Source organism: Nonomuraea zeae (genome assembly GCF_005889725.1).
GTDB lineage: Bacteria > Actinomycetota > Actinomycetes > Streptosporangiales > Streptosporangiaceae > Nonomuraea > Nonomuraea zeae.
Window position 1 is genome coordinate 18,028 of sequence record NZ_VCKX01000134.1, and the last position, 13,918, is coordinate 31,945.

10 protein-coding genes and 1 pseudogene are annotated in these 13,918 nt (G+C 69.9%); all 11 read right to left on the bottom strand.

Going from position 1 to position 13,918, the window contains the following annotated elements:
* Positions 1 to 16: 16 nt before the first annotated feature.
* Positions 17 to 3,022 carry an Rne/Rng family ribonuclease gene (locus tag ETD85_RS34595; protein WP_240779621.1) on the bottom strand — a complete coding sequence of 1,002 codons (3,006 nt, stop codon included), beginning with the start codon at positions 3,020 to 3,022 and terminating at the stop codon, positions 17 to 19.
* Between the two features lie 143 nt (positions 3,023 to 3,165).
* Positions 3,166 to 3,933, bottom strand: a complete 768-nt coding sequence (locus ETD85_RS34600; protein WP_138694025.1) for a TIGR03936 family radical SAM-associated protein — start codon at positions 3,931 to 3,933, stop codon at positions 3,166 to 3,168.
* 138 nt (positions 3,934 to 4,071) lie between these two features.
* Positions 4,072 to 5,982, bottom strand: coding sequence for a TIGR03960 family B12-binding radical SAM protein (locus tag ETD85_RS34605; RefSeq protein ID WP_138694026.1), 1,911 nt, complete (start codon positions 5,980 to 5,982; stop codon positions 4,072 to 4,074).
* A gap of 20 nt (positions 5,983 to 6,002) precedes the next feature.
* Positions 6,003 to 6,182: a hypothetical protein gene (locus tag ETD85_RS34610; RefSeq protein ID WP_138694027.1), complete on the bottom strand. Its 180-nt coding sequence runs from the start codon at positions 6,180 to 6,182 to the stop codon at positions 6,003 to 6,005.
* 4 nt (positions 6,183 to 6,186) lie between these two features.
* On the bottom strand, positions 6,187 to 7,353 hold the full coding sequence (gene rodA, locus ETD85_RS34615) for a rod shape-determining protein RodA (RefSeq protein WP_138694028.1): 1,167 nt from the start codon (positions 7,351 to 7,353) through the stop codon (positions 6,187 to 6,189).
* Positions 7,350 to 9,398, bottom strand: a complete 2,049-nt coding sequence (mrdA, locus tag ETD85_RS34620) for a penicillin-binding protein 2 (RefSeq protein WP_138694029.1) — start codon at positions 9,396 to 9,398, stop codon at positions 7,350 to 7,352. The genes rodA and mrdA overlap by 4 nt, the downstream gene beginning before the upstream one ends.
* A complete protein-coding gene (mreD, locus tag ETD85_RS34625; RefSeq protein WP_138694030.1) occupies positions 9,395 to 9,859 on the bottom strand; it encodes a rod shape-determining protein MreD in 465 nt (154 codons plus the stop codon). The genes mrdA and mreD overlap by 4 nt, the downstream gene beginning before the upstream one ends.
* Positions 9,856 to 10,734, bottom strand: coding sequence for a rod shape-determining protein MreC (gene mreC, locus ETD85_RS34630; RefSeq protein WP_138694031.1), 879 nt, complete (start codon positions 10,732 to 10,734; stop codon positions 9,856 to 9,858). The genes mreD and mreC overlap by 4 nt, the downstream gene beginning before the upstream one ends.
* The gene (locus tag ETD85_RS34635) at positions 10,734 to 11,765 is read right to left on the bottom strand and encodes a rod shape-determining protein (RefSeq protein WP_138694035.1); all 1,032 of its coding nucleotides are present in this window, start codon (positions 11,763 to 11,765) and stop codon (positions 10,734 to 10,736) included. Before ETD85_RS34635 ends, mreC begins: the two co-directional genes overlap by 1 nt.
* 349 nt (positions 11,766 to 12,114) lie before the next feature.
* A complete protein-coding gene (gene ndk, locus ETD85_RS34640; RefSeq protein ID WP_138694032.1) occupies positions 12,115 to 12,525 on the bottom strand; it encodes a nucleoside-diphosphate kinase in 411 nt (136 codons plus the stop codon).
* A 434-nt stretch (positions 12,526 to 12,959) separates the two neighbouring features.
* Positions 12,960 to 13,918: pseudogene (locus tag ETD85_RS34645) on the bottom strand (hypothetical protein); the annotation flags it as partial.

Sequence of the window (13,918 nt, forward strand, 5' to 3'; positions counted from 1 at the left end):
GGAAGCCTGCCGAGCACTACTCAGCGGACTTGGCTCGGCGAGAGCGTCGCCGCCCTCTGCCGGAAGTCTGACTCGCCTGGTCGTCCTCAGCCGGGACGTCTTCAAGCGCACCGGTCACGGTATCACGGCCGGCGGAGTCCTTGGCCGCGGAAACCTTGTCCGAGACCGCCTTCTCCACGGCCATCTTCCCCTGCGTGCCGCGCGGCTCAGGCTTCGTCTCCACCGGCTCGGTGGAGACGAGCAGACCCCGCCCGTTGCAGCAGTCACAGGGCGTCGAGAACGCCTCCAGGAGCCCCTGGCCGACCCGCTTACGCGTCATCTGCACCAGACCCAGCGAGGTCACCTCGGCCACCTGGTGCTTGGTCCTGTCGCGGGCCAGGCACTCCAGCATCCGCCGCAGCACCAGGTCGCGGTTCGACTCCAGCACCATGTCGATGAAGTCGATCACGATGATGCCGCCGATGTCCCGCAGCCTGAGCTGGCGCACGATCTCCTCGGCCGCCTCCAGGTTGTTCCTGGTGACGGTCTCCTCGAGGTTGCCGCCCTGTCCGGTGAACTTGCCGGTGTTGACGTCGACGACGGTCATCGCCTCGGTACGGTCGATCACCAGCGAGCCGCCGCTCGGCAGCCACACCTTGCGCTCAAGGGCCTTGCCGAGCTGCTCGTCGATCCGGTACGACTCGAACACGTCGCCCTGCCCGGAGTCCCACTTCGACAGGCGCTCCGCCAGGTGGGGGGCGACGTACTTCACGTACTCGTCCACCGTGTCCCAGGCGTCGTCGCCCTGCACGACCAGCGAGGTGAAGTCCTCGTTGAACACGTCGCGCACGACCCGGATGGTCAGGTCGGGCTCGGCGGACAGCAGCTCGGGCGGGCTGGCCGACTTGGTCTTCTTCTGGATGTTCTCCCACTGGGCGGACAGGCGGGCCACGTCACGGGCCAGCTCGTCCTCCGAGGCGCCCTCGGCCGCGGTACGCACGATCACGCCGGCGTTCTCCGGCATGACCTTCTTCAGGATGCTCTTGAGCCGCGTGCGCTCCTTGTCGGGCAGCTTGCGGCTGATCCCGGTCATCGAACCGTCGGGGACGTACACGAGGTAGCGCCCCGGCAGGCTGATCTGCGAGGTGAGCCGGGCGCCCTTGTGCCCGATCGGGTCCTTGGTCACCTGCACCAGCACCGACTGCCCGGACTTCAGCGCGGACTCGATGCGCTTGGGCTGGCCCTCCAGCCCGGCGGTGTCGAAGTTGACCTCGCCCGCGTACAGGACCGCGTTCCGGCCCTTGCCGATGTCCACGAACGCCGCCTCCATCGACGGCAGCACGTTCTGCACCTTGCCGAGGTAGACGTTGCCGACGTAGGACTGGCTGGCCTCGCGGTTGACGTAGTGCTCGACGAGCACGCCGTCCTCCAGCACCGCGATCTGCGTACGATCGCCCTGCCTACGCACCACCATCATCCGGTCCACGGACTCGCGGCGGGCCAGGAACTCCGACTCCGTGATGATCGGCGGACGCCGGCGGCCGAGCTCGCGCCCCTCACGGCGGCGCTGCTTCTTGGCCTCGAGCCTGGTGGAGCCGCGCACGCTCTGCACGCCGTCGGTGGCGGTGTCGAGCGCGGCCGCCCGGCCGGAGCGCGGCGCGCGGATGCGCACCACCGTGTTCGGCGGGTCGTCGCTGGCCGGCTCGGCGCCCTCGTCGCCACCACGCCTCCTGCGGCGACGGCGGCGGCGCGAAGAGGAGGCCTCCTCTTCCTGCCCCTCTTCCGCCTGCTCGTCGTCGGACTCCTCCTCGGAGTCCTCGCCTTCCTCGGCGTCGTCACGCTCGCGCGTCTTGCCGCGCCCCCGGCCGCCACGACGGCGCCGGCGACGGCGGCCGCCGCCCTCGTCCTCCTGCTCGTCGGCGGCCTCGCCGTCGACGTCGGCCTCGTCCTCGGTCACGACCTCGTCGACCGGCTCCTCGGCCTCCTCGGGCTCCGCCACGGGCTGCGGCTCGGCGCGCCGGGTGACGGGCTTGGCCTTGCTGGGGTCGGGCGCCTGGAACAGCGGCGCGAAGATGGCCGCGGGCCGCTGGAACGCGGTGCCCGGCTGGTCCTGCCTGCGCGCGGACAGCCCGAAGGGGTCGGCCAGCAGGCTCGGCCGGACGAGGTCCTCGTCGAGGTCCTCCCCGGCGGGCTCGTCGTCGAGCGGCTCGTCCTCGGGCAGAATCTCCAGGATGTCCTCGTCGACGCTCTCCGCGGCCTCCTCGCCGGCCTCAACGGCACCGCGGGCGGCTTCGGCGCGCTCGCCGACCGCTGCGGGGGCCGCTGCGGGGGCCGCTGCGACGGCCTCGGTCTCGGCGGAGGGCGCCACCGCCTCAGCGGCTGCGGGCTCCTCGGCCACGGCGGGCGCGACGACCTCTTCCGGCTCCGCCTTCTTACGCGTCCTGCGCCGCTTCACCGGCTCCTCGACGGGCTCGGCGGGCGCCGCGCTCTCCGGGAGCGCTCCCGCGTCCGCGGCGACCTCCGGCTCGGCCTCGGCGGCCTTCTTCGTCGTACGCCGGCGCGTCGTCGTGGCGGTGGACCGCGTCCTCGCGGCCCTCTTGGGCTTCTCCTCCGCGACCGCCTCCGCCAGGGCCGCCTCAGCCGGGCTCTCCCCCTCGGCGACGGCACTCGTACCGGCAGCTCCTGCGGTCACATCCGTACCAGCGGCACCTGCCGCCACATCCGTACCAGTGGCACCTGCCGCGACCGCGGACTCCGGCCCCGCGCCAGGGGCAGGCGAAGCGGCGACGGCCGCGACCACGTCGGGATCGGGCTCACCGGCGGCACGCTGCGCGGCGGTGCGCCGTACCGGCTGCACCTCCGCCACCGACGGCGCCGCCTGCGCGGCGGGAACGGTAACAGGACCGGACGCCGGCTCCTCCGGCAGCTCCGGCGGGGGTCCCGCGGGGCGGCTGGCGGAGCGGCGACGCTTGGTCACCTCGGGCTGTTCAATTGTCTCCCCGTCAGGGCCAGTGGCCCCGGCGTTGGGCTCGTTGTCGAGCATGCGGGCGTTCTCCCGTCAGCTCCCGGGCGCGTCGCCGCGCCGCGCAGGAGCTCTCGTGTTTCGTTGTCCGCCAGCTCCTCCGGTGAGGAGGCACTGGCGCCAAGTCCTGTCAGCGGTCGTTCTCCGCTCATGCAGAGCACGTCCTAACCGGCGACGTGCTCACCCGCCGGTCCCGCCTCGCCGCCGCGCGTCGTATCGCGGTCCAGGTCGAGCGGGTCGGCAAGCGCACCGGTTTCTGCGTCGAGCGGCCCCTGCGCCAGCCTGGTCACCTCGGGGGGAACCGGCGGCGCGAAGTCGGCCACAAGGCGCAGCCCTGTGAGCACATCGTCGGGTCGAACGGCAGGCGTCATGTGCCGAACAACCATGCGCAGTATGACACACGGTTCTCCGAGCACCTGAGCTGCGGTTCTGTCTGTTCCCTCGGACACCACGAGCACCAGGACGGCTTCGCGCGCGTCGAAGCGGCGTGGGCCCTTCTTGGTGAGGCGCTCGACCTCCACGGTGCCCGCCGCGAGGAACTTCTCCACCGCCACCTGGGCGAGCTCACGCTCGGCACCGGGGAGCCGCACCTCCCAGTCGGAGACCTCCAAGCGGTCGGCCAGTCCCCCCGGACCCGCCTCCACAACGTCGAGCACATCGAGCCCAGGCGGCAGCGACTCGTCCAGGTCCTGTCTGACCTGGCCGGGATCGCACGGCGTGGTGACACCGATCTCGAGGTATTCGGCTTCGCTGGCGACGCCGGTCGGCGCTGCGCCCGCGTAGGAGATCTTCGGGTGGGGCGAGAAGCCCGCGCTGTAAGCCACCGGAATGCCGGCACGGCGAACCGCTCTCTCAACGGCTCGCGAGATGTCGCGGTGGCTGGTGAAGCGCAGACGACCGCGCTTGGCGTAACGCACACGCAGGCGCTGCACCGTAGGCGCGGGCGGAGGCCCATCGGGAACAGGTTTCAGAGCTGGTCGTCCTTCCCTTGTAAGAGTTCCTTCGTCTCAGGATAAGCCGCGCTGACGCGTGTCCGTGTACGCCGAGGCACGGCTCGCCCACTGAGCGCGCTAGACCACCGTAAGAGGAAGGAGTTTTCGCCCCGTAGGGCCGATTTGAATTTCGGTGCCCATGGTCGGGCAGACCCCGCAGTCGTAGCACGGAGTCCAGCGGCAGTCCTCGACCTCACCGCCGGTGACGGCCTCCTGCCAGTCCTGCCACAGCCACTCGCGGTCGAGCCCCGCGTCGAGGTGATCCCACGGCAGGACTTCGTTCTCCTCCCGCTCACGGGTGGTGTACCAGTCGACGTCGACGCCGGCCCGCTCGGCGGCCGACATCCAGCGCTCGTAGGAGAAGTGCTCGCTCCAGCCGTCGAAACGGCCGCCGTCCTCCCAGACGGCCTGGATCACGGCCCCGACCCTGCGGTCGCCCCGCGAGAGCAGCCCTTCCACGATGGACGGCTTGCCGTCGTGATAGCGGAAGCCGATGGCCCGGCCGAACTCCCTGTCACCTCTGAGCGAGTCGCGCAGCGCCTTGAGCCGCCGGTCGACGGTCTCGTGGTCGGCCTGGGCGGCCCACTGGAACGGGGTGTGCGGCTTGGGCACGAAGCCGCCGATGGAGACGGTGCAGCGGATGTCGCGGCTGCCGGTGGCCTCCCGGCCCGCCTTGATGACCTTCTTCGCCAGGTCGCCGATGCCGAGCACGTCCTCGTCGAGCTCGGTCGGCAGCCCGCACATGAAGTAGAGCTTGACCTGGCGCCACCCCTGCGAATAAGCCGTGGTGACGGTGCGGATCAGGTCTTCTTCCGTGACCATCTTGTTGATCACCTTGCGCATGCGCTCCGAGCCGCCCTCGGGCGCGAACGTCAGGCCGGAACGCCTGCCGTTTCTGGAGAACTCGTTGGCCAGGTCGATGTTGAACGCGTCGACCCTGGTCGAGGGCAGCGAGAGCGAGGTGTTGGTGCCTTCGTAGCGGTCGGCCAGGCCCTTGGCCACCTCGGCGATCTCGGAATGGTCGGCGGACGACAGCGACAGCAGCCCGACCTCGTTGAAGCCGGACTCCTTGATGCCGTTTTCCACCATGTCGCCGATCGTGGTGATCGAGCGCTCGCGCACCGGACGCGTGATCATGCCCGCCTGGCAGAACCGGCAGCCGCGCGTGCAGCCGCGGAAGATCTCCACGCTGAACCGCTCGTGCACGGTCTCCGCCAGCGGGACCAGCGGTTTCTTCGGATAGGGCCACTCGTCGAGATCCATCACGGTGTGCTTGTGCACCCGCCATGGCACGTCGGGCCGGTTGGGCGCGACCCGCTGGATGCGCCCGTCGGGGTGGTAGTCGACGTCGTAGAACTTCGGCACGTAGACCCCGCCGGACTCGGCCAGCCGCATCAGCAACTCGTCGCGCCCGCCCGGCCGGCCCTCGGCCTTCCACTCACGGATGACCTCGGAGATCGCGATCGAGATCTGCTCGCCGTCGCCGAGCACGGCCGCGTCGAGGAAGTCGGCGATCGGCTCGGGGTTGAAGGCCGCGTGGCCGCCCGCGAGCACGATCGGGTCGTCCTCGCCCCGGTCCGCGGCCCGCAGCGGGATGCCGGCCAGGTCCAGCGCGGTCAGCATGTTGGTGTAGCCGAGCTCGGTCGAGAACGACACGCCGAGCACGTCGAAGGCGCGCACCGGCCGGTGCGCGTCGACGGTGAACTGCGGGACGCCCTCGGCCCGCATGAGCGCCTCCAGGTCCGGCCAGACCGCGTAGGTGCGCTCGGCCAGCGTGGCGGGCAGCTCGTTGAGGATCTCGTAGAGGATCGCCACACCCTGGTTGGGCAGCCCGACCTCGTAGGCGTCGGGATACATCAGCGCCCACCGCACGTCGGCGGCGTCCCAGTCCTTGACTGTCGAGTTGAGCTCACCCCCGACGTACTGGATGGGCTTCTGCACCTTGGGCAGCAGCGCTTCCAGGCGGGGGAATATCGACTCGACAGGCATAGCGTCCAGGGTAGCGGCGCTCAGACGGTGGCAGGTCCGGGGATGTCGATGTCGTTGCCACTGAGCACCATGATGTGGTGCCCCTCGTAGCACGTCAGCTCGACGGCGATCACACCGCTTTCGAGGTTGTGCACGCCGACGACGTGGTTCGCGGGAAGCAGGAAGCGCTCCTCGCACTCATCGCAATAGGCCAAGAACATACTTCTAATTAAACGACTGTCTTCGGACTCTGATGGCTTGGAGAAGCCCAATCGCAATGAGATTCGCGAACGTGGCGGTGCCGCCGTAGGACACGAACGGCAGCGGCAGCCCGGTGATCGGCATGATCCCGATCGTCATCCCCACGTTGATGAACGTCTGGAACGCGAACCAGCACACGATCGTCCCCGCGACCAGCGACCCGAACCGGTCGTCGCACTCCCTGGCGATCTTCAGCCCGCGCAGCAGCACCACGCCGAGCAGCAGCACGACCGTGACCGAGCCGAGGAACCCGAACTCCTCGCCCGCCACCGTGAAGATGAAGTCGGTGTGCTGCTCGGGCACGAACCGCCCGGTCGTCTGCCCGCCGCCGAGCAGCCCCTTGCCCAGGAGCTGCCCCGAGCCGATCGCGATCAGCGACTGCGTGCTGTTGTAGCCCACCCCGCGCGGATCGACGCTCGGATCGACGAACGCGGTGAACCGCGCCACCTGGTACGGCTCCAGCATCTGGAAGTAGAACACCGAGAAGATCCCGACGCCCGCCACGCCCGCCAGCGCCATGATCCACCGTTTTCGCACCCCGCCGATCACCAGCCCCGCGGCCGTGATCACCGCCAGCACGAGCGCCGTGCCGAGGTCGGGCTGGAGCATCACCAGCCCCATCGTGATGGTCGCGGCGATGAGCGCGAGCACGATGTCCAGCCCGCGCGGCCGGTCGCTCCCCTCCGCGGGCTGCGCCAGCAACATGGCGATGACCAGCAGCAGCCCGACCTTGGCGAACTCCGACGGCTGCACCGCGAACCCGCCGCCGAGCAGGATCCACGAGTGCGACCCGTTGATCGTCGCCCCCAGCGGCGTGATCACCAGCACGAGCCCGATCAGCGACACCAGGAACACCAGCGGCGCGTACGCCCGCATCGCCCGATGGTCGACCATGGCCACGACCGCGCACAGCACCACGCCGATGACCTCGTTGAGCACGTGCTTCTTGACCAGCCCGGTGGCGCCCGGCGCCCATGTCCTGGTGGACGACCACACCAGCAGCGTGCCGATCACGCACAGCCCGGCCACCGCGACCAGCATCAGCCCGTCGAGCCGGCGCACCGTGGAGTCCTCGGCGACCATCCGCCGGAACAGCGAGGGTCGCCGGATGGCCACCGAGCGGTCGATCATCCCCTGGCCACCGTCCCGTCGGGCGCGAACCTCGGCAGCCTCGTCGTGAGCCGCCCGCCGGGAACGGCCGCCTTCGGACGCTTGATCCCGTAGATCCCCTCATAGATCTCGCGGACGGCGGGGGCCGCGGTCTGCGCGCCCATCCCGCCCTGCGAGACCATGACCACCACCACGTACTGGGGGTTCTTCGTCGGCGCGAACGAGGCGAACCACGAGGTGTCCTGCTTGCCCCACACCTCCGCGGTGCCGGTCTTGCCGCCGACGCGCACCTTGTTCATCGGGAACCCGGCGAAGGCCCCCGCCGCGGTGCCGTCCGCGGCCACCTGGCTCAGCGCGTTCTTGATGTAGAGGCGCTCCTTCTCGCTGAGCGGCAGCTTGCCCACCACCGGCACGGGGATCGTCCTGACCACCTTGCCGTCGGGCCGCACCTGCGCCCAGCCGATGCGCGGGCTGCGCACCTTCCCGTCGCTGACCAGCGCCATGTACGCCCTCGCGAGCTGCATCGGCGTCACCAGCACGTCGCCCTGGCCGATGGAGAAGTTCGCCGAGTCACCTGGCCGCAGTAGGAAGCCCTCCGTGCAGTTCTCCAGCGCCAGCCGCTTGAGGAACTCCGCCCGCGCCTTGTCCTTGACCTCCGGGTAGCCCTTGCGCGACCGCTCGCAGTTGGTCGCGCTGGTCGCGTTCCACAAGTTCTTCTTCCAGGCCCGGTCGGGAATGCGGCCGCCGGACTCTCCCGGCAGGTCCACGCCGGTCGGGCTGCCGAACCCGAACGCCCTGGCCATGTTGGCGAAGATCTCCTTCGGCTTCTTCTTCGGGCTGCGCCCGCCGTCCTTGAGGTACTGCTCGTAGGCGGCCCGGTAGAAGATCGTGTCGCAGGACTTGACCAGCGCCGTGTGCAGGCTGAGCGTGCCCAGCCCGATGCCGCGGAAGTTGTTGAAGGCCCGGCCGCCCACCGTGTAGGAGCCCGGGCAGCCGTAGGTGCCGTTGAGCGGGTAGCCGGCCCGCAGCATCGCCGACACCGACGAGACCTTGAACGTCGAGCCCGGCGCGAACTGCCCGTTGATCGCCCGCGACACCAGCGGCTTGCCCGACTTCTCCGACAGCAGCCACTGGTAGCCGCGCGCCGAGATCCCGCCGGCCCAGATCGCCGGGTCGTAGCCGGGCGCGCTGGCCAGCGCCACCACCCGGCCGGTACGCGCATCCAGCACGACCCCGGCCCCGCCGTCCGCCGCCGGCGCCGACTTCATCGCCTTCGCCAGCGCCCTTTCGGTGATGTTCTGTACTCGCGAGTCGATGCTGGTCACCAGGTGATCGCCAGGAATGGGCGTCACCTGCTCCTCCACCCCGAGCGCCTTGCCCATCCGGTCGACCTGCACCCTGCGCAGCCCGGCCTTGCCGCGCAACGCCTCGTCGTAGACGTATTCGAGACCGTCTCGCCCGGCCAGGTCCACCCCGGAGAAGGCGGCCTTGAGCCCTTCGCGCTTCTCCAGCTCCGCCTCGGTGACCGGTTGCAGGTAGCCGAGCATCTGCGCCCCGGCCCGGCCGCCCGGATATTGCCGCACGGAGTGGATCTCGGCGGTCACGCCGGGAAACTCCTCCTGCCGCTCGAGGATCTGCAGCGCCTCCCGGGTGTCGACCTTCTCGTCCAGCGGAACCGGCTGGTAGGGCGACCCCGTCCAGCACGGCTTGCCGACCCCCGGCCCGCAGGGCGTGATGCGCTGCTGCAGCTGCGCGACCGGCGTGCCGAGCACCTTGGACAGCTTGCCCAGCACCTTCACGCCGCCGTCGCGCATCCTGGACAGCCTGGTCCGGTCCACGGAGACGACCAGAGCGGTCTTGTTGCGCACGAGCGGGCGCCCGGAGGAGTCGAGGATCTGCCCGCGCACGGCCGGCACGATCACGGCCCGCGTCCTGGTCTCCGTCGCCCGCGTCACGAACTCCTGCCCGCGCACGACCTGCACCTGCCACAGGCGCGTGGCCAGCACGACGAGCAGCGTCAGCACGAGCACGTGCAGCACGAGCAGCCGGGCGCGCATCCTGGTCATGTCGAGAACCTCGGGTGGCGGCCCCGCGTGGTCAGCCAGATCACGATCGGGGCGACGAGCAGCGTGTAGACGATGGTGACCGGCACCTGCTGGGTCAGCGTGGACATGGACACCCGCGGATCGGAGATCAGCCCGCCCACGGCCGCCGCCAGCAGCGGGGCCATCAGCACGCACAGCACGACGGTCGTCACCGGGCCGCCCGCGCCCCGGCCTGCGACGTAGCCGACGGAGGCCAGCACGAACGCGTACTGGCCGACCAGGTGCGCGGTCGGCGGCATGACGTCCACCAGCAGCCCGGCGAAGAACCCGAGCATCGCTCCGGGCACGGGCCCGCGCCCGAGCGCCGCTCCTACCACTGTCAGCAGCACCAGGTCGGGCGCGCCACCGGCCGGCAACGGCACCCGGTTGACCAGCATGACCTGCGTCAGCAACGCAAGCAGTACGAGCAGCCCTCCGATCACCGCGCCCCCTCCTTGGCGGGGAGCACCGCGTCACGGGGATCGCGTTTGGGCCCCTCCACCACCACGCCCACGACGTCGAGCGCCGTCAGATCCGCATAGGGCTTGGCGTAGGCGATGCGCGTCAGCTCGCCCGGTGTCGACTCCACCCGCTCGATCACCCCGATCGGCACGCCCGGCACGTAGGGGCTGCCGTGCTGGGAGCCGAAGCTGACGATGCGCCCGCCTCTGTCGAGCGGCGCGGTCGAGTCGAGCAGCCGGAACTGGACCAGCCGCCCGTTCTCCCCGACCCCGTGCACCACGCCGATCTCCTTGCCGCCCTCCAGCCGCGCCCCGGCGGCCGAGGCCGGATCGCTGAGCAGCACCACCGTCGAGCTGTGCGCGGAGGCCTGGACGACGCGCCCGACCAGCCCGTCACCGTTGAGCACGGTCATCTCCGACCTGATGCCGTCTCCGGTCCCCGCGTCGATCTGCACGGCGTCCTCGAACCCCGGCTGGCCCCGGCGGGCGATCACGTTCGCCGGGACCACCTTGTATCCGCCTGCCCCCGACAGCCCGAGCAACTGCTTGAGCTCTTTGGACCGCGAGGCGTCGAGCTTGTCGGCCAGCAGCCCCGCTCGGAGCCGGGCGTTCTCCGCCTTCAGCACCGAGATGTGGTCGGCGGCGCTCGGCGCGCTCAGGATCGCCTGCACGAACCCGCCGACCGGGCGCACCACACCGCCCCCGAACCGCTCGGCCGTGCCGAACAGCCATGACCCGGCCGCGCGCAGCGGGCGCAGCGGCGAGCTGTCGCCGGTGCGGTGGTCGACGGTCAGGATGACCAGGGCAGCCGTCAGCAGCACCCCGAGGATCAGCCGGGCTCGGCGGGAATCTCTCATCAGTGCCGCGACTCCGGCACCAGAACCTGCTGCAGCGCCTCGAAGTCCTCGGCGCACTTGCCCGAGCCGATGGCGACCGAGTCGAGAGCGTTGTCCACGAGGTGCACCGGCATGCCGGTCTCGGCCTTGACCCGCTCGTCCAGCCCCTTGAGCAGGGCGCCACCACCGGTGAGTGCGATGCCCCGGTCCATGATGTCGCCGGCCAGCTCGGGCGGGCACTTGTCGAGCGTGGTCTTCACCGCGTCCACTATCGCGTTGACGGGCTCCTCGGTCGCCTTCCTGATCTCCTCGCTCGACACGATGATCGTCTTTGGCAGACCGCTGACCAGGTCTCGACCGCGGATCTCCGCGTGCGATTCCTCCCCATTGGGACAGGCTGACCCGATGGCCATCTTGATCTCTTCGGCGGTGCGCTCGCCGAGCATCAGCGAGAACTCCTTCTTGGCGAAGGTGATCACCGCCTGGTCCAGCTCGTCACCGCCGACCCTGATCGACTGGCTCGTGACCACGCCGCCCATCGAGATGATCGCCACCTCGGTGGTGCCGCCGCCGATGTCGACCACCATGTTCCCGGTCGGCTCGTGGACCGGCAGCCCGGCCCCGATGGCGGCGGCCATCGGCTCCTCGACGATGTAGACCTTTCTGGCCCCCGCCTGATAACCGGCCTCTTTCACCGCGCGCTGCTCCACGCTGGTGATGCCGCTCGGAACCGCGATGATGATGCGCGGCTTGGCGAAATGCCGCCGCTTGTGCACCCGTTGGATGAAATAGCGCAACATCCGTTCGGTGACGTCGAAGTCAGCGATCACGCCGTCTTTGAGCGGACGGACCGCGATGATATTTCCTGGCGTACGGCCGATCATCCGCTTAGCCTCGATGCCGACCGCCACGATCTTGCCGGTGGCGGTGTTGATCGCTACGACTGACGGCTCGTTGAGCACGATGCCCCGGCCGCGCACGTAGACCAGCGTGTTGGCGGTGCCCAGGTCGACCGCCATGTCACGGCCGAGAAACGCGAGCTTGCTGCCCATGGGGAACGGAGCCCTCCGTAACGTCGTTCGCGAATGACTACGGATCGAATTCGAATCGTAACGTGACGTACCCACCGATGGGCACAATGAGCCTTCGTGCCCCACAAAAATCTCCAGCCCCAAGCTCAACCGCAATTTTGCCCGGATTGCACCACAACATCCGATCGCCGCGTTGAACGATCCTTCTTCCAACCGTGCGTAACCCTACGGCAACCGTCCGACAAAATTTCGGCGCGCAATACGACGCCCGTGCCATCCGTACGAGGGAGATTTATGGGTGAGCCCGACAAAACAAACGCGCCCGCACGGTGAAAACCGTGCGGGCGCGCCGAAGCGGGGCGGACTTTGCCTAGAAGCGGTCCGGGAAGAAGATCTTGATCTCCCTGGAGGCGGACTCGGGCGAGTCGGAGCCGTGGACGACGTTTTCGCCGATCTCGAGTGCGTGGTCGCCACGGATGGTGCCCGGGGCCGACTTGACCGGGTCGGTCGCGCCGGCCAGCGCGCGGAACGCCTCGACGGCGCGCGGGCCCTCGAGCACCAGGGCGACGAGCGGCCCGGAGGTGATGAACTCGACGAGCTCGCCGAAGAACGGCCGCTCGGAGTGCTCGGCGTAGTGCGCCTTGGCGGTGTCGGCGTCGAGGGTGCGCAGGTCCATCGCCACGACCTTGAGGCCCTTGCGCTCCACACGGGCGATCACGTCACCGATGAGGCCGCGCTTTACCCCGTCGGGCTTGATCAGGACAAGAGTGCGCTCGGACACTTGAAGTTCTCCTTTGAACAGAGTGGGGTCGCGGCAGACGCCCGGCCTGACCGCGGGGACGCTGCGCGGGGCACGGGCCCACGCGTCGCGGTGACTGCGGCTCAGCTTACCGTCCCGCGCCCCTACCCTCGTTTTACCGTCCAGACCGCTTTCCACGGGGGAAGCGAGCCCTCCTTCCAAGGGGAAGGGGGTCGTCAGGTTAGAGGCCAACGAGGTCTTCAGCGCCCTCCAGGGGCGGCGGGGTCTCCAGGGGTTTCCAGGGAGCGACGGGGTTTCCAGGGGCGGGGGTCCTCCGAGAGCAACGTCCCTAGGGGGCGACATCCCAAGAGGGCGACACCCCCAGAGAGCAACACCCCCAGAGAGCAAGCAAGGCCCCCAGAGGCGGAAGGGGGCGGGTCTCCGGAGGCTCCGGCGGCAGCTGGCTGCTCGGGTTTCTACGGGGAAGCGGGGTCCTCGGGCGAAGAGGCCTGCGGCGGCACCGCCGGGTACGGCTCGGGCACCGCCTCGTCGTCGCTCCGCGCCTCCAGCTTGCCGAACGCCCCCTTTGCGAACACCGGCACCACGACCCGAGGAATCGCACCAGTAGGCCGATCCTCATCCGGCTCGACGCCCGCGCCCCCACTCCCCGGACCCGCAGCATCGCCGCACTCCGCACCCTCAGCGCCCTCACGTGCGAGACTCCTACTGCCGAGGCCCTGACCTCCGAGACTCTCGCCCTCGACGCCCTCAGCGCCCTCACGCCCGAGACTCCCGCTCGTGACGCCCGCGCGCTCAGAGTCCTGCACACCCATGACGCCCGTGCGCTCAGAACCCTTCACGCCCTCAGCACCGGCGACACCCTCACGCCCGAGACCCCCGCTCGCGGCACCCGCGCGCTGAGAACCCTTCACACCCTCACCGCCCGAGCGCTCAGAACCCTTCACACTCTCGACACCCGAGCGCCCAGACCCCTTCACGCCCTCAACGCCCATGACGGCCTTGCTCTCAGAGCCCTTAACGTCCTCGACACCCTTACGCTCAGCGCTCTCGTCCCTGGCACGGGATCCCCACACGAGCGGCTCATCCGCCCCGGGAGGCGGGCCACCACAGGGCTTGTCGGGCACGGCGGAGGACACATCCGCGAGATCGTCAGGCATCCCGTCCTTGGCCGGCCGGCGAGCCATCACCGCGGCAAGCACGATGATCATCACCACCAGGAAGCCACCGATCAACGCCCACCAGTGCAGCGCCCCCACGAAGCTGTCGACCAGCTGCTGAGCCGAGGTCACCCCGTCCAGCATCGCCATCTGCACCCCGGTGCCGAGCAGGAACCCCGCCAGCACCCCGGCGAAGCACAGCGACAGCCCGAACACCGCCGCCCCCGCCCCCACCTCCTGCGGGGCGGGGGCGGCGG